Source organism: Citrobacter koseri ATCC BAA-895 (assembly GCF_000018045.1).
Lineage (GTDB): Bacteria > Pseudomonadota > Gammaproteobacteria > Enterobacterales > Enterobacteriaceae > Citrobacter_B > Citrobacter_B koseri.
In genome coordinates this window covers 4,562,238-4,579,721 of record NC_009792.1, presented here as the reverse complement: position 1 = coordinate 4,579,721, position 17,484 = coordinate 4,562,238, and the positions used below count along the sequence as shown (strand labels likewise).

Below are 17,484 nucleotides of genomic sequence, written 5' to 3'. Positions count from 1 at the left end.
CGTTATTCAATCAGCTTCAGGAGCGGCGACAGGCACAGCAAAATCCCATACAGCAGAATCAGCCAGGTTTTCAGGCCGCGCAGTTTTTCCAGTTGCGTGACTTTATAGATCAGGAAAAAAGGGATGATGCACGACACAATGCCGTACAGCGGGCTACCCAACTGGAAGAACACCAGCACCGAGACGCGGAACGATACCCAAATGACCAGCGTGATAACGATAAAGGTACAGATGCCAAGCGTCAGTACCAGCGGATTGATCTTCTCCACGTCGATAACCCGGCTCAGCACGTTGAGAATGATGCCCTTAATCGCTTCATGAAAACCCAGGTAAATACCGAAGAAGGCGGTGAGAACCGCAAAGATATTCAGTACCGTTGAGGTGAAATGAATGATCTGTCCGGGAATGACCTGCGCAGCCAATGCCAGCGCGGAGATATTCTGCTCAAAGGCGGAAACGGCTTCTTCGTGGCTGATGGAGAAGGTAAACGAAAACGAGAAGAACAGGATCACGGCAATCAGCGTGATATAGCTGATGCGGTGGGTACGAATGGCCATGCGCGTCGCCAGCACTCTGTCGGCTTCTCGTTTGCGGTAGGCAATGTTCATTGGGTTCAGTACCTGAATAAACACCGCCGAGAAAAAACAGAAGGGGACGGTGAGCAGCACATCGCGGAAGAAGACCGACGCCTGCGGGAAGGCCGTAATATTGCTGAAGTTCCAGTGCGGAATCATCGCGAAACCGAAGATCAGGATGATGCCTACTTTCACCACCACCATAGGGCCGGAGATTTTAAACAGCAGCTTTTCTCCACCGGAGGCGATAGCGACCAGTACGGCGAAGATCGCCACTTTATAGAGGATGGACTGCGAGAGATCGGCATCGGTCAGACCGAAGGTCTTAATGTACGACGCGCTGTCGAAAACCACGGATAAAGAGTAGATAAAAATGCCGTGGATAATCATCAAAAAGTAGATCACGCCGAGGAAGACGCCCCAGTTTTTCCCCAGGTAATGACTGATAATATCGGTGTAGTCATTACAGGTTTCACTTTCTGATAACGTCTTTAAGTAAATATCCTGCACGATATAGGTTGCGGGGTAGGCGATAATAAACGCGGTGATAAAGACCCAAATTCCTTTTAGCCCAATCTGTACCGGCATCAGCACCGTTCCGGCGCCAATGGCCATGCCGATACATAACAGCACCCAGCCAAAATCGTATTTCGTAAACGGTAGTTTTCCTGAGAACGCTGCGGTGGTCGCTTTACTGTTGCTTAATTGTAATGTGTTGTCCTGCATAGAGCCCCCTGCCCAAAATACGCGTCACCCCGGGAAGGATGATGCGTATAGCCAGGCCGTTGTGCCTTGATTCTCAACAGCCGGAGCCGACGCAGGCCAGCTCCGACCGTAATGGTCAGAATGTCGCCTTTCTGATGGCGTGTTCAAGGTCGTTAATAATATCTTCTGGATCTTCAAGACCCACAGAAAGACGGATAAGCCCGTCGGTAATACCTGCTTTAAGCCGTTCCTCTGGCGCAACAGGCGAATGTGTCATAGACGCGGGGTGCTGAATGAGGGTTTCGGTATCACCGAGACTGACCGCGAGGAGGCACAATTCTACCGAATTGATCATGCGTCTGCCAGCCTCCAGGCCACCCGCGATTTCGAAGCTGATAATGCCGCCGGGCAGGCTCATCTGGCGTCTGCCAAGTTCATACTGCGGGTGCGAAGGAAGCCCCGGATACCAGACGTGGGTAATCTTCGGATGGCTTTCCAGGAAACGGGCGATTTTCAGCGCGTTCTCGCAGTGGCGCTCCATGCGAATCCCCAGCGTCTTCACGCCGCGCAGCGTCAGCCAGGCGTTAAAGGGGCTCATGCAGCCGCCGGTGATATCCTTCAGCCCGATAAACCGCGCCTGATCGATAAACTCCTGCTTGCCGACGATGACCCCGCCAATAACATCCCCGTGTCCGTTGATGTATTTCGTGACGCTGTGAACCACGATATCGGCTCCCTGGAGCAGGGGTTGCTGGCAGTACGGCGACATAAAGGTGTTATCCACAACCAACAGCACGCCCCGCTGATGGGCGATCCCGGCGACCGTTTCGATATCGACCAGGGAGAGCGTTGGGTTGGCGGGCGTTTCGATGTACACCACTTTGGTTTCCGGGCGGATGGCTTCGCGGATCTCATCCGGGTTGGCGGCATTAACGAAACTCACGTCAATACCGAACTTCGGTATGCTGTGCGACAAAAATGCGTGCGTGCAGCCATAAATCGCGCTGGCTGAGACAATGTGATCGCCCTGCTCACAGAGCGTCAGCAGCGTGGTGGTGATGGCGGAAATGCCGGACGCGGTCGCCAGCGCTGCTTCGCCTCTTTCCAGTACCGCCAGCTTTTTCTCCAGCGCGTCCGTCGTGGGGTTGCCCAGGCGGGTGTAAATGTACCCGGACTCTTCGAGCGCAAAGCGGGCGGCCCCCTGTTCGGCGCTGTCGAAAACAAACGTCGACGTCTGGAAGATTGGCGTACTGAGCGCGCCAGTTGAAGGATCGGGTTGTTGCCCCGCGTGAACGATCTGGGTGTTGAATCCGTAAGTACGACAGTCAGACATGATATCTCCTTTGATTCGGAACAGAACAGCTCACACTCAAATAGCAATCGCTGTGCCAGAAAAGGAGTTTTTATATATCAAAGAGTTAGTGGGTTTCGTTTTTTACGGGTCGTCAGAAAAGTTGCCAGCTGGCAAGAATCTTTCCAGCGTGTTGTGGCGCTTGCGCGAGTTTTGCCGGATGGCGACGAAAGCGTCTTATCCGGCCTACAAATCGGCATAATTTCAGGAGATTGTGCCTGACCTGTAGGCCTGATAAGCGTAGCGCCATCAGGCCTTTTTCGTTTACTGCGGATAAGGCACCCAGTCGCCGCCGTTCAGACGCACATACGGTTTACCCTGATACTGGATAACCACCGCGTTGGCGTTTTCAGCGACCGGTGCGGTCTGCGGCAACCCACGGGTGAGCTGATCCCAGTTGACGTTGTCTTCGACAAACAGTTTGCCGTCAAGGGCGCGCACCACCAGTTCGGAAATCGCCAGGTAGCTGCTCGGCTGGTCAATCTCAATCGATGCGCCCTGATGAGGCGTTTTCATACCGAAGAATTTCACCGCTGCCGGTACGTTGGTGATAGACGGGCTGGGGATGTCGCGTAGCCCGGAAACCTGCATTCTGTCGCCTTTGAGCGCGCCGCCGTGTTCCGGGACCATCACCACCATCACTTTACGGCCCGATTTCTCCAGTTCGGTAAAGAAGGCGTCCAGCTCATCGAACAGCTTTTGCGCGCGAATTTTGTAATCCGCCGTTTTGCTGACGCCAGGGAAGTGGTTTCCGTCGTGCAGCGGCAGCGTGTTATAGAACGTTGCGCTACGCGAGTTCTGATCTTTCTCGGTGGTTTCCAGCCAGCGGTTGAGCACGGCGGTGTCGTCATAAACCGGAGAACCGTCAAAGCCCAGCAGCGTGACGGGCAGCCCTTTTTGATCCATCAGCTCCGTCTGCATACCGCCATTCTCACGCACTTCTTTCAGGAAGCCGCCGAATTCGCCGTTATGACCCATCATCAAATGCTGCGTGAAGCCCAGCTTCGACAGGTTATCAAACAGGTAGCAGTCGTTGCCTGCCGGTTGATACAGATTCGTGTGCGACGACTGGCCGCAGCTGGCGCGCAGCAGGCGGATCGCCGCCGGGCCGCTGTAGGAGGTGGCGGAGTTAAAGTGCTTAAACAGAATATCGAAATGCGACCATAACGGATGTGACATCAGGCCTGCGGCTTCAACATCAGACCACGAGAGGGAACAGATGTTGATCACCAGCAGTTCAAACGGCTGCGCATCGGCTGGCAGCGCCGTCGGGAACGGCGTTTTTCGTTTTTCTTCCGCGTTATAGAAGGTGTTCAACCACGCGTTCAGATTGGCTGAGGTCGGAGGCGCGGTCTGCGCCGGGATATCGCCGACCACCGGGGTGTCTCCTGCCGTTGCGACCGTCGCCGCCGCAGAGCCGCCGGTGGTCGTCACCGTGTCGGTCGGCTGGCCGCCAGGCCACAGTGTAAAGACTGGCCCTGTCAGCGTCAGCACGTTCAGCCAGATCATAATGGCGACAACAAAAAGAGTGACCCGAATCCACTGCGATAAAAACAGCCAGGCGACGAGCAGCACAAACACGGCGCCGATCATCTGCCAGTTGATAAAGCGAGTCACCAGATCGAGCATATAGTCCGCGCTAAAACCCGCGACCTGCGAGCCCTGACTGATAATGCTTTGTGGGCCAGGCAGCCAGGTGTCATGCCAGAAAAGCGCGAAGCCGATTGGGATAGCGACCCAATGGCGCAGACGGTGCAGGCTGAGTTTGGGGACTGGCATTAACAAAAAGGCCATGAATACCAGGTTCTGCAACGGATGGAAGTTGAGATATCCCGCCCAGAGCAGGCCAAACTTTACCAGAAAGTAGAAATTCCAGCCCGAAAGGCCGCGCCAGTATTGCCAGAGTGGTGAAGGCATGGATGGGGTTTGAGTATGCTGAGTCATTTTTTGTCTGCCTTGACGTTTGTTGCACGGCGCAAGGTTCCGGCGGGTTTTACATAACGGGGTCTGGCGAATAACAGTCGGGCTGTGTTACGGATGCGGCGAAGCGAATGGCGCGCCAGATAGCCCAGAGGAAAAAAGATCAGCGCGCAAAAGACGATGATCTGGATGATATCGTTGACGTTCATCATTGTGGGCGCTCCACGCTGTCATCCAGCAGTCGTAAGGGTTCGGGAATACGTCGCCAGACTCGCCCGTCATGCTCGGCATTGAGCACAGGGTTCGGCCCCTGAGTCAGCGGCAGCGGTGTGCCCCACAGTTCAGGCGACAGCAGGCGCATTTGCACGAGTTCAGCGCTGATTTGGTTATCTTCGAACCAGACCATGCGGTTGGAAAAGATATCGCCGGTCGGCAGCGGGAAGATATGGTTCAGCGCCGTGTCCAGATCGTTGACCCGACAGAATGATAAAAACAGCACCAGCCGGTTGCCGCCGATAGTCATGATATCGCCGGTACGGTTTGGGCGGCAGAGCGTCAGCGCCTGCTCGATGCGGATACCCGGCACCGGGCGCAATGCGACCATCACGCCTTTCCCGTCAGCGGGCAGCAGCGTGTTGCTCATCATGTTATGTACGGCTTCGCAGAAGACGTCCCATGTCTGGAAACCGCGCAGCTTCATGGGCTGCGTCATCGACAGGAGTGTGGCGATCTCTTCCGGGACGTAGCGGCTGAATTGCTGTCCCTGCACGCTTTCAATCAGCGTCAGGCAGCGGGAAAGCGGCGCATTCCACGGAATAACCATATTCGCGCCGCAGCCTAACAGCAGTCGTTCGTCGGTCGCCCGCAAACTGGCGAGATTTTCGCGGACGATAATTTTCAGCGCGCTTCCGCGCTGGCGGCGCAGCGTATGGATATTTCGCGCCATGGGTTCGATTTGGCTATTTTGCGTCAGGGAGAAGATGATCGTCGCCGCCTGCGCAGTTCGCGCCTCGTTGAACAAGGTTTGGTTATTATCAAAAAGCGCCCAGTGTTCCGACAGCGGCGGAGCGCCTTCAAGAACGGCGATATTGCTGAGGATGCGTTTTTCGTCGCTGCGCGGCTGGATGTTCGCCTCTTCCTTGTGGGCCAGCTCCCAGTGCGCATCTTTATGGCGCAGCGTCAGTTGTTGCCGGGCGCTGACCCCTTTTTCACTGCACCAGAACGCGATGTCGAACAGATGCTGGTCGCCCTGAAAACGTAAGCTGGCAAGGCCGAAAAGCGAACGGTACTCTCCCATCAACAGGGAGAACTGTTTGTCATTATTATTTCCAGGGTTAATAACCAGAAGCGAACAGTGATGGAACCGGGTCCATTTATTCATTTTTTCCAGCCACTGATGAAGGCGTTCCCCTGATATATTTTGCCAGGCGTTATTCGCGCAAAGAAGAATGAAAAAGTAATGTGTAGGATCAACAGAACAAAGCAAATCGCGGGGCAAAAAGTATAACCCCTTTTCAGAATCCGGCATTGAAAATAACTGGATTTTTTCCGGGCCGTGAGATTCATCTAATTTGATTAATTCACCCGGATCGCAGCCCATACAAATGACCGCGACTTTCGCGTTCCCTGCCTGCGAGGCAATCGTTTGATTCACCAGGCTGATGGCATCTTCATTGCGATCAGCGTCAACCCACCAGACACCGCCGGCAGGCATGTGGCGTAGTTCATCCCATAATGATGAGATTCCGATAGAAAATACGGGGTCCACAGCGTCCCTCTTGTCGCTATTTTATCTGTTTATCAGTTTACTAGCGAAAGCTCAGAAATAAACCTAACATTGAAATTAAAACACATCAGATTTAGCATATGAATCAATTCGGCGGGCAGGAAGCCTTGCGACCTCGGTCATGGTGTTTTCTTTACTCTTACAGTTTGCGTAACGGAAAGGCGAGAAATGAACGATCCCCTGCATTGAAGATTAACAGTGAAGAGGGGGGGATGCTGCCAGAAAAATTGTCTGAAGCATGGTGAGTATATTCAAAAGGGACACAATACAGAATGTATAACAACAACGAACCTGACTCTCAGTTTGATTCAGCATTGGGCTATACCTTTCAAAATGATTTTCTGGCGTTAAGTCAGGCTTTCTCCTTGCCCGAAATAGACTATACCGATATTTCCCAACGCGAACAGCTGGCTGCGGCGATTAAACGTTGGCCTTTATTGGCTGAATTTGCGCAACAACCATCATAAGGGAGTCAGGGATGTCCATTCTGGGATTGCAGGGCGTGCGCGGCGGTGTAGGCACCACATCAATCACTTCGGCGCTCGCCTGGGCGCTGCAAATACTCGGGGAAAATGTGCTGGTCGTTGATGCCAGCCCCGATAACCTGCTGCGTATGTCATTCAATGTCGATTTTGCCCATCGCGACGGCTGGGCCAGGGCGCTACTGGACGGTAAAGACTGGCGCGATGCCGGACTGCGTTATACCACCCAGCTCGATCTGCTGCCGTTCGGACAGCTTACGGTGGAAGAACGGGAGAATCCTCAGGAATGGGCGGAAAAGCTGGGAGCTATTTGCGCTGGCCTGCGCGAACTGAAAGAGAGCCGACGCTATTCGTGGATTTTGCTGGATCTTCCCCACGGCGTCTCACCGCTGACGCAACAGTTGGTCAGTCTCTGCGATCATACGCTGGCGGTGGTAAAAGCGGACACCAATTGCCATATCCGGCTGCATCAACAGGCGCTGCCCACGGGCGCGCATATTCTGATTAACGATTTACGCATTGCCAGCCAGTTGCAGGACGATCTGTACCAGGTCTGGCTGCAAAGCCAGCGTCGTTTGCTGCCGATGGTGATCCATCGCGATGAAGCGATGGCGGAGTGTATGGCTTCGAAACAGCCGCTGGGCGAGTACCGTGGCGATTCGCTGGCGGCAGAAGAGGTGCTGACGCTGGCAAACTGGTGTTTGCTGCACTATGCGGGCAATCGCGCCCCTGCCGGGAGCGCATCATGAACATCCTGACCCGGTGGCTTCTCATTCCGCCGGTCGGCGCACGCCTGAGCGAGCGCTATCAAGGGTATCGCCGTCATGGCGCGTCGCCGTTCAGTGCGATGCTGGGCTGCCTGTGGGTGATTCTGGCGTGGACTTTTATTCCGCTTGAGCATCCGCGCTGGCAGCGCATTCGCGCGCAGCATAAAGCGCTCTATCCGCACATTAACGCCAACCGACCGCGTCCGCTGGACCCGGCCCGCTATGCCATTCAAACGCTCTGGTTGATGGCCTTCTCGCCGCGTAAAGAGAAGAAGGTCGAACCGCGCTGGCGGTCGCTCTCCCGCCTGCTGGGCGTGCGCGGTCGCTATCATCAGTGGATGGACACGCTGCCCGACCGCGTCAGTAAAAAGACCACGCACCTGGAAAGCGAAAAAGAGCTGGGCCATCTTAGCAACGGGGTGCGCCGCTTTATCCTCGGAGTTATCGTCACCTTTTCCCTGATTCTGGCGATCATCTGTATTACCCAGCCGTTTAACCCGCTGTCGCAGTTTATCTTCCTGATACTGCTGTGGGGCGTCGCGCTGCTGGTGCGGCGGATACCGGGGCGTTTCTCCGCCCTGATGCTGATCGTGCTGTCGCTGACGGTGTCATGCCGTTATATCTGGTGGCGCTATACCTCGACGCTAAACTGGGATGACCCGCTGAGCCTGGTTTGCGGGCTGATTTTGCTGTTTGCGGAAACCTACGCCTGGATTGTCCTGGTGCTGGGGTATTTCCAGGTTGTTTGGCCGCTTAACCGCCAGCCCGTGCCGCTACCGAAAGAGATGGCGCAGTGGCCGACGGTGGACATTTTTATTCCGACTTACAACGAAGACCTCAGCGTAGTGAAAAACACCGTTTATGCCTCGTTGGGCATCGACTGGCCGAAAGACAAGCTGAGCATCTGGATTCTTGACGACGGTGGGCGCGAAGAGTTCCGCCAGTTTGCCCAGACCGTTGGCGTACAGTACATCGCCCGTACCACGCATGAACACGCCAAGGCCGGCAACATCAATAACGCGCTGAAATACGCGAAAGGCGAGTTTGTCTCGATCTTTGACTGCGACCATGTCCCGACACGCTCGTTCCTGCAAATGACGATGGGCTGGTTCCTGAAAGAGAAAAAGCTCGCCATGATGCAGACGCCGCACCACTTTTTCTCGCCGGACCCGTTTGAACGCAACCTCGGTCGTTTCCGTAAAACGCCGAACGAAGGCACGCTGTTTTATGGGCTGGTGCAGGATGGCAACGACATGTGGGATGCCACGTTCTTCTGCGGATCGTGCGCGGTGATTCGCCGTAAACCGCTGGATGAGATTGGCGGCATTGCCGTTGAGACCGTGACCGAAGATGCGCATACCTCGCTGCGCTTGCACCGTCGCGGCTACACCTCGGCCTATATGCGCATTCCACAGGCGGCAGGTCTGGCGACGGAAAGCCTGTCCGCGCACATCGGGCAGCGTATTCGCTGGGCGCGCGGCATGGTGCAAATCTTCCGTCTGGATAACCCGCTGTTCGGCAAAGGCTTAAAGCTGGCGCAGCGTCTGTGTTACGTCAACGCCATGTTCCACTTTTTATCGGGTATTCCACGGCTCATCTTCCTGACGGCGCCGCTGGCTTTCCTGCTGCTGCACGCCTATATCATCTATGCGCCCGCGCTGATGATTGCGCTGTTTGTGTTGCCGCACATGATTCACGCCAGCCTCACCAACTCGAAGATTCAGGGGAAATACCGCCACTCCTTCTGGAGTGAAATCTACGAAACGGTGCTGGCCTGGTATATCGCGCCGCCGACGATGGTGGCGCTGATCAACCCGCATAAAGGGAAATTCAACGTTACCGCGAAAGGCGGGCTGGTAGAGGAAGAGTATGTCGATTGGGTGATTTCCCGGCCCTATATCTTCCTGGTGCTGCTCAACCTGCTGGGGGTCGTGGTGGGCGTCTGGCGTTACTACTACGGCCCCGCCAACGAAATACTCACGGTGATCGTCAGTCTGGTGTGGGTTTTCTATAACCTGATCATTCTGGGCGGCGCGGTGGCGGTTTCTGTGGAAAGTAAGCAGGTACGCCGGGCGCACCGCGTTGAAATCTCCATGCCGGCGGCCATTGCCCGTGAAGATGGCCACCTGTTCTCATGCACCGTGCATGACTTCTCCGACGGCGGCCTGGGGATTCGGATCAACGGGCAGGCGCAGGTGCTGGAAGGGCAAAAGGTTAATTTATTGCTTAAACGCGGCCAGCAAGAGTACGTCTTTCCTACTCAGGTCGTGCGCGTGCTGGGCAATGAGGTCGGGCTGCAATTGCTGCCGATGACCACGAAACAACATATCGACTTTGTGCAGTGCACATTTGCCCGCGCGGATACGTGGGCGCTCTGGCAGGACAGCTTCCCGGAAGACAAACCGCTGGAAAGCCTGCTGGATATTCTGAAGCTGGGCTTCCGTGGCTACCGCCATCTTGCGGAATTTGCTCCGTCTTCCGTCAAAGTAATTTTCCGTTCTCTGACGACGCTGGTTTCCTGGATTGTGTCGTTTATTCCGCGTCGCCCGGAGCGGCAGCCGGATCAGGTGATGGCTCAACAATGATGATAACGCGATGAAAAGAAAACTTTCCTGGGTTTATGCAGTGGCTATGGGGATAAGCGCTTTCCCCACTTTCATGACGAATGCGACGCCTGCAACGCAACCATTGATCAATGCTGAGCCAGCGCAAGCGCCGACAGCGCCTGCGCCAGAAACGCCGGAGCAGCCGGTCGGCCAGGTAATGCCGGGCGTGCCGGGCGCCGATGCGCCCGTGGTGGCGCAAAACGGGCCTTCCCGCGATGTGAAGCTGACCTTCGCGCAAATCGCGCCGCCGCCGGGCAGCATGGTGCTGCGTGGCGTGAACCCGAATGGCAGCATTGAGTTCGGTATGCGCAGCGATGAGGTGGTGTCGAAAGCGATGCTGAACCTGGAATACACCCCGTCGCCGTCGTTGCTGCCGATCCAGTCGCAGCTGAAGGTCTACCTCAATGATGAGCTGATGGGCGTGTTGCCGGTCACGAAAGAGCAACTGGGCAAAAAGACGCTGGCCCAGATGCCGATCAACCCGCTCTTTATCACCGATTTTAACCGCGTGCGGCTGGAGTTCGTCGGGCACTATCGCGATGTCTGCGAAAACCCGGCCAGCAGTACGCTCTGGCTGGATGTTGGCCGCAGCAGCGTGCTGGATCTGACGTACCAGACCCTGCCGGTGAAAAACGATCTGTCGCACTTCCCGGTGCCGTTCTTTGATCCGCGGGACAACCGCCAGGTTACGCTGCCTGTGGTCTTTGCCGGTTCGCCGGATCTGATGCAGCAGCAGGCGGCATCCATTGTCTCTTCATGGTTCGGTTCGCGCGCAGGCTGGCGCGGCCAGCATTTCCCGGTGATGTACAACACGCTGCCGGATCGTAATGCCATCGTCTTTGCCACGAACGACAAGCGCCCTGATTTCCTGCGCGATCATCCGCCGGTAAAAGCGCCGGTGATTGAGATGATCAGCCACCCGGACAACCCATATGTGAAGCTGCTGGTGGTCTTTGGCCGCGACGATAACGATCTGTTGCAGGCGGCGAAAGGCATTGCGCAAGGGAATATCCTGTTCCGTGGCGACAGCGTGGTGGTGGATGAGGTGAAGCCTCTGCTGGCGCGTAAACCTTATGATGCGCCGAACTGGGTACGTACTGACCGTGCGGTGACGTTCGGCGAGCTGAAAACCTATAAAGAGCAGCTCCAGTCCACCGGGCTGGAACCTGCGGCGATTTCGCTGTCGCTGAATTTGCCGCCGGATCTCTATCTGCTGCGCAGCAACGGTATTGATATGAACCTCAACTACCGTTACACCACGCCGCCGAGCAAAGACAGCTCGCGTATGGATATCAGCCTGAACGATCAGTTCCTGCAAGCGTTCAGCCTGAACAGCACCCAGGAAAGCAATCGCCTGCTGCTGCGTTTGCCGGTATTGCAGGGGCTGATTGACGGTAAAACGGACGTGTCGATCCCGGCGCTGAAGCTGGGGGCGATGAACCAGCTGCGCTTTGACTTCCAGTACATGAACCCGATGCCGGGCGGCTCGGTGGATAATTGCGTGACATTCCAGCCGGTACAAAACCATGTGGTGATTGGCGACGACTCCACCATTGATTTCTCGAAATATTATCACTTTATCGCGATGCCGGACCTGCGTGCCTTCGCCAACGCGGGCTTCCCGTTCAGCCGGATGGCTGACCTTTCAGAAACCATTGCCGTGATGCCGAAAAACCCGAACGAAGCGCAGATGGAAACGCTGCTGGATGTGACCGGAACGATTGGCGCGCAGACCGGTTTCCCGTCGATTAACCTGAATATCACCGACGATAGCCGCCAGATTCAGGGTAAAGACGCGGATATTATGGTGATCGGGACAATCCCGGACGCACTGAAAGATGACAAACGCATCGACCTGCTGGTACAGGCGACGCAAAGCTGGGTGAACACGCCGATGCGCCAGACGACCTTCCCGAGCATCATGCCGGATGAGGCCGACCGCGCGCCGGATGCGAAATCCACCATCACTTCTGCTGGCGCGATGGCGGCGGTAGTGGGCTTCCAGTCGCCGTTCAACGACCAGCGTAGCGTGGTGGCGCTGCTGGCAGACAGCCCGCGCGGGTATGAACTGCTGACCGAAGCGATGAACGATAGCGGAAAACGCGCCGCCATGTTTGGCTCCGTGTCGGTGATCCGCGAGTCTGGCGTCAACAGCCTGCGGGTGGGCGATATTTACTACGTCGGGCATTTACCGTGGTTCGAACGCCTCTGGTACGCGTTATCGAATCATCCGGTGCTGCTGGCGATACTGGCGGCGGTTAGCGTCGTGCTGTTGGCCTGGGTTCTGTGGCGTCTGCTGCGCATTATCAGCCGTCGTCGACTCGATCCCGATAACGAGTAATCGATGATGAACGCGCTGCGTGGATGGATGTTAACTGCCCTGATGCTGGCGACCGTCAGCGTACAGGCGGCCTGTACGTGGCCGGCATGGATACAGTTCAAAAAGGACTATATCAGTCAGGAAGGACGGGTGATTGACCCCAGCGACGCGCGCAAAATCACGACGTCGGAAGGGCAAAGCTATGCGCTGTTCTTTGCCCTCGCCGCCAACGATCGGCCGGCATTTGACCTGATCCTCGACTGGACGCAAAACAACCTGGCGCAGGGTTCCTTACAGTCGCATCTGCCTGCCTGGCTGTGGGGGCAGAAAGACCCCTCGACCTGGGCGGTGCTGGATGCAAACTCCGCTTCCGACGGCGATATCTGGATGGCCTGGTCGCTGCTGGAAGCCGGGCGCTTATGGAAAACGTCGCGCTATACCGACACTGGCGCCGCGCTGCTAAAACGCATTGCGCGTGAAGAGGTGGTAACGGTGCCGGGGCTGGGTTCAATGCTGCTGCCGGGGAACGTGGGTTTTGCGGAAAAGACGCGCTGGCGCTTTAATCCGAGCTATTTACCCCCGCAGCTGGCGCAATATTTTACCCGCTTTGGCGCGCCCTGGACCACGCTGCGTGAAACCAATATGCGTTTGCTGATGGAAACCGCCCCGAAAGGGTTCTCGCCGGACTGGGTGCGCTATGAAAAAGACAAAGGCTGGCAGCTGAAACCGGAAAAAACGCTGGTCAGCAGTTACGATGCCATCCGCGTTTATTTATGGGCGGGGATGATGCACGACGGCGATCCGCAAAAAGCGCGGCTGCTGACGCGCCTGAAACCGATGGCGACGCTGACGACAAAAAACGGCGTTCCGCCAGAGAAGGTGGATGTCGCCAGTGGTAAAGCCCAGGGCAACGGGCCGGTGGGCTTTTCGGCTTCTTTATTGCCTTTCCTGCAAAACCGTGATGCTCAGGCGGTGCAGCGACAGCGCGTGGCGGACAATTTTCCCGGTAGCGATGCCTACTATAGCTATGTGCTAACGCTTTTCGGACAAGGATGGGATCAGCATCGTTTTCGCTTCACCGCTAAAGGTGAATTACTACCTGACTGGGGCCAGGAATGCGCAAGTTCAAATTAAGTCTCATCCATCTCCTTTTGCCGGGTGGCGGTAACGCCTTATCCGGCCTACGGGATGCCGCTGATTGTAGGCCGGATAAGACGCTAAAGCGTCGCCATCGGGCAGTGCTCGGCCTGACGCTCGGCATCGCCTGGATGCCGTTCGCCGAGGCGGCGCCTTCCGCGCAACAGCAGTTGCTGCAACAGGTTCGGTTAGGCGAAGCCTCGCACCGTGAGGATTTGGTGCGCCAGTCGCTTTATCGCCTGGAACTGATCGACCCGAACAACCCGGAAGTGGTCGCCGCCCGATTTCGCTACCTGCTGCGCCAGGGCGACAATGACGGGGCGCAGAAACAGCTCGACAGACTTTCCCAGTTAGCGCCGAGTTCCAGCGCGTATCAGTCCTCCCGCACAACGATGATGCTTTCCACGCCGGAAGGGCGCCAGTCCTTGCAGGAGGCGCGTTTACAGGCGACCACCGGTCATACCGAAGAAGCGATTGCCGCTTACGACGCGCTGTTTAAAGGTCATCCGCCGCAAGGCGATCTGGCGGTGGAATACTGGACGACGGTGGCAAAATCTCCCGCGAGACGTAACGAGGCGATTAATCAGCTTAAAAGAATTAACGCCAGTACGCCGGGCAATACTGCCCTGCAAAACACGCTGGCGCAGTTGCTGTTTGACGGAGGGCGACGCGATGAGGGATTTGCCGTATTAGAGCAGATGGCGAATTCCAGCGCCGGGCGCACGACGGCTTCCGCTCTCTGGTATCAGCAGATTAAAGATCTGCCTGCCAGCGACGCCAGCGTAAAAGCGCTGCAAAAATACCTGACGGTGTTTAGCGAAGGCGACAGCGTCAATGCCGCGCGCAGCAAGTTGAGTGAACAGCAGCAACAGCTTTCCGACCCGGCGTTCAGAGCCAGAGCGCAAGGCCTGGCGGCGGTGGAAGCCGGACAGGGCGGGAAAGCCGTAACGGAATTGCAGCAGGCGGTAAGCGCGGATCACCGCGACAGCGAAGCCGTCGGCGCGCTGGGGCAGGCCTATTCGCAGCGCGGCGATCGTGCCCGCGCGGTGGCGCAGTTCCAGAAAGCGCTTGCGATGGACCCGAACAGCAGCAGTCGCGGCAAATGGGAAAGCCTGCTGAAGGTAAACCGCTACTGGCTGGCGATTCAGCAGGGCGACGCCGCGCTGAAAGCGAATAACCCGGACCAGGCGGAACGCCTCTACCGGCAGGCCAGGAGCATCGACAATACCGACAGCTATGCCGTGCTGGGGCTGGGCGACGTGGCGATGGCGCGTAAAGATTATCCCGCCGCCGAGCGCTACTATCAGCAGACGCTGCGAATGGACAGCGGCAACAGCAACGCCGTGCGCGGCCTGGCGAATATCTATCGTCAGCAGTCCCCGGAGAAAGCCTCGGCGTTTATCGCGTCGCTCTCCAGTCGTCAGCGGCAAAGTATTGATGATATTGAGCGTAGCCTTGAAAACGACCGGCTGGCGCAGCAGGCTGAAGCGCTGGAAAACCAGGGGAACTGGGCGCAGGCGGCGGAACTGCATCGTCGCAGGCTGGCGCTGGACCCCGGCAGCGTCTGGGTAACGTATCGTTTGTCCCGCGATCTGTGGAACGCCGGGCAGCGCAGCCAGGCCGATGCGCACATGCGCGCGCTGGCGCGTCAGAAACCGAACGACCCAGATCAGGTGTATGCCTATGGGCTGTACCTCGCGGGCAACGATCAGGATCGCGCGGCGATGGCGCATATCAATAATCTGCCGCGTAGCCAGTGGAACAGTAACATTCAGGAACTGGCGGACAGGCTGCAAAATAATCAGGTGCTGGAAACCGCCAGCCGCCTGCGTGATAGCGGCAAAGAGCGGGAAGCGGAAACGCTGCTTCGCCAACAGCCCGCCTCTACGCGCATTGATTTAACCCTTGCCGACTGGGCGCAGCAGCGGCGCGATTATTCTTCGGCGCGCGCCGCCTATGATGCGGTTCTGGCGCGGGAGCCGGGTAATGTCGATGCCCGGCTTGGCCTGACGGAAGTCTATATTGCGCAGGGCGATAACGCGGCGGCGCGGGCGGAACTGGCGAAACTTCCCGCCCCGGCAACCGGGGAGCCGCTGTCCATCAATATGCAGCGCCGTATGGCGCGGGCCCAGGCGCAACTGGGCGATACCGTCGCGGCGCAGCAGACCTTCAACACGATTGTGCCGCAGGCGAAGTCACAGCCGCCTTCTATGGAAACTGCGATGGTGCTGCGCGACGCGGCGGGCTTTCAGGCGCAAAACGGCGAACCGCAGCAGGCGCTTGAGACGTACAAAGACGCGATGGTGGCTTCCGGCATTACGCCGACCCGCCCGCAGGATAATGACACCTTTACTCGCCTGACCCGTAATGACGCGAAAGATGACTGGTTAAAACGCGGCGTGCGCAGCGATGCGGCGGATTTATACCGACAGCAGGATCTGAACGTTACGCTGGAGCATGATTACTGGGGATCGAGCGGCACCGGCGGCTACTCCGATCTGAAAGCGCATACCACCATGTTCCAGGTTGACGCGCCGTTGTCAGATGGCCGGATGTTCTTCCGTGCTGACCTGGTGAACGTGGATGTCGGCAGTTTCTCGACCCATGCGGACGGCACCTGGGACAAGAACTGGGGCACCTGTACGCTGCATGACTGTAGCGGCAACCGCAGCCAGTCTGATACCGGCACGAGCGTGGCGGTCGGCTGGAAAAACAAGACCTGGAGCTGGGATATCGGGACTACGCCGATGGGCTTTAACGTTGTCGATGTGGTTGGCGGCGTGAGCTACAGCAATGATATCGGGCCGCTGGGCTATACGCTGAACGCGCACCGTCGGCCAATCTCCAGCTCTCTGCTGGCCTTCGGCGGGCAGAAAGACGCGCCGAGCAACACGGGCACAAAATGGGGCGGCGTGCGTGCGGATGGCGGCGGTGTGAGCCTGAGCTATGACAAAGGTGAAGCCAACGGCGTCTGGGCTTCGCTGAGCGGCGATCAACTGACCGGTAAGAACGTCGTGGATAACTGGCGCGTGCGCTGGATGACGGGCTATTACTATAAAATCATCAATGAGAATAACCGTCGCGTCACCGTCGGCCTGAACAATATGATCTGGCACTACGACAAAGACCTGAGCGGGTATTCGCTGGGGCATGGCGGTTATTACAGTCCGCAGGAGTATGTGTCGTTCGCCGTGCCGGTGATGTGGCGGCAGCGTACGGAAAACTGGTCGTGGGAACTGGGCGGTTCGGTATCCTGGTCGCATTCACGCACCAAAACCATGCCGCGTTATCCGCTGATGAATTTGATCCCGACGGATTACCGCGAAGAGGCGGCCACGCAGACGAATGGCGGCGGCAGCAGTCAGGGCTTTGGTTATACGGCGCGGGCGCTGATCGAGCGACGGGTGACGTCTAACTGGTTCCTCGGAACGGCAATTGATATTCAGGAAGCGAAGGATTATACGCCGAGCCATTTCCTGCTGTATGTGCGTTATTCCGCTGCGGGATGGCAGGGCGATATGGATTTACCGCCGCAGCCGCTGGTGCCGTACGCGGACTGGTAAGCGCCGAACGCCTGATGGCGACGCGTTCGCGTCTTATCAGGCCTACAACGCGCGCTTGCGGTCACGTCGCTATTTGGCAATGCGCGCTTTCGTAGGCCGGATAAGGCGGTCACGCCGCCATCCGGCAGTGTGCGCTTTCTGTAGGCCGGATAAGGCGGTTACGCCGCCATCCGGCACTGATGATTCGGAAAAGTCCTTTTCAGATACGGCCTCTCTTTATGTCTGCGCGATCGGGTATACTCTGGCGGCAGCCTGGGGATAGTCATGGAGAG

General features: G+C 57.1%; 11 protein-coding genes. 6 read left to right on the top strand and 5 right to left on the bottom strand.

Features of this window, described 5'->3' with window-relative positions:
• Positions 1-2 precede the first annotated feature (2 nt).
• The 5 genes from CKO_RS21240 to bcsE all read right to left on the bottom strand — a co-directional run bounded on the left by CKO_RS21240 (position 3) and on the right by bcsE (position 6,319).
• The gene (locus CKO_RS21240) at positions 3-1,301 is read right to left on the bottom strand and encodes an aromatic amino acid transport family protein (protein ID WP_012135671.1); all 1,299 of its coding nucleotides are present in this window, start codon (positions 1,299-1,301) and stop codon (positions 3-5) included.
• 115 nt (positions 1,302-1,416) lie between these two features.
• A complete protein-coding gene (gene megL / locus CKO_RS21235) occupies positions 1,417-2,613 on the bottom strand; it encodes a methionine gamma-lyase (protein WP_012135669.1) in 1,197 nt (398 codons plus the stop codon).
• A 282-nt stretch (positions 2,614-2,895) separates the two neighbouring features.
• Positions 2,896-4,575: a cellulose biosynthesis protein BcsG gene (gene bcsG / locus CKO_RS21230; RefSeq protein ID WP_012135667.1), complete on the bottom strand. Its 1,680-nt coding sequence runs from the start codon at positions 4,573-4,575 to the stop codon at positions 2,896-2,898.
• The gene (bcsF, locus tag CKO_RS21225) at positions 4,572-4,763 is read right to left on the bottom strand and encodes a cellulose biosynthesis protein BcsF (RefSeq protein WP_012135666.1); all 192 of its coding nucleotides are present in this window, start codon (positions 4,761-4,763) and stop codon (positions 4,572-4,574) included. The genes bcsG and bcsF overlap by 4 nt, the downstream gene beginning before the upstream one ends.
• Positions 4,760-6,319: a cellulose biosynthesis c-di-GMP-binding protein BcsE gene (bcsE, locus tag CKO_RS21220; RefSeq protein WP_024131044.1), complete on the bottom strand. Its 1,560-nt coding sequence runs from the start codon at positions 6,317-6,319 to the stop codon at positions 4,760-4,762. Before bcsE ends, bcsF begins: the two co-directional genes overlap by 4 nt.
• Positions 6,320-6,609: 290 nt before the next feature.
• Here bcsE and bcsR point away from each other — a divergent pair, with 290 nt between their 5' ends.
• Genes bcsR through bcsC form a run of 6 tightly spaced genes read left to right on the top strand, consistent with a single transcriptional unit; the run spans position 6,610 to position 17,212 of the window.
• Positions 6,610-6,804, top strand: a complete 195-nt coding sequence (bcsR, locus tag CKO_RS21215) for a cellulose biosynthesis protein BcsR (protein ID WP_012135663.1) — start codon at positions 6,610-6,612, stop codon at positions 6,802-6,804.
• Between the two features lie 11 nt (positions 6,805-6,815).
• Positions 6,816-7,568 (top strand): cellulose biosynthesis protein BcsQ, encoded by a 753-nt coding sequence (bcsQ, locus tag CKO_RS21210; RefSeq protein ID WP_012135662.1) that lies wholly within the window; start codon positions 6,816-6,818, stop codon positions 7,566-7,568.
• Positions 7,565-10,171, top strand: coding sequence for a UDP-forming cellulose synthase catalytic subunit (gene bcsA, locus CKO_RS21205; protein ID WP_012135661.1), 2,607 nt, complete (start codon positions 7,565-7,567; stop codon positions 10,169-10,171). The genes bcsQ and bcsA overlap by 4 nt, the downstream gene beginning before the upstream one ends.
• Positions 10,172-10,181: 10 nt before the next feature.
• Positions 10,182-12,533: a cellulose biosynthesis cyclic di-GMP-binding regulatory protein BcsB gene (bcsB, locus tag CKO_RS21200; RefSeq protein WP_012135659.1), complete on the top strand. Its 2,352-nt coding sequence runs from the start codon at positions 10,182-10,184 to the stop codon at positions 12,531-12,533.
• Positions 12,534-12,536: 3 nt separating this feature from the next.
• Positions 12,537-13,646: a cellulose synthase complex periplasmic endoglucanase BcsZ gene (gene bcsZ / locus CKO_RS21195; RefSeq protein ID WP_012135658.1), complete on the top strand. Its 1,110-nt coding sequence runs from the start codon at positions 12,537-12,539 to the stop codon at positions 13,644-13,646.
• Positions 13,628-17,212 carry a cellulose synthase complex outer membrane protein BcsC gene (bcsC, locus tag CKO_RS21190; protein WP_012135657.1) on the top strand — a complete coding sequence of 1,195 codons (3,585 nt, stop codon included), beginning with the start codon at positions 13,628-13,630 and terminating at the stop codon, positions 17,210-17,212. Before bcsZ ends, bcsC begins: the two co-directional genes overlap by 19 nt.
• The last annotated feature ends 272 nt before the right edge of the window (positions 17,213-17,484 follow it).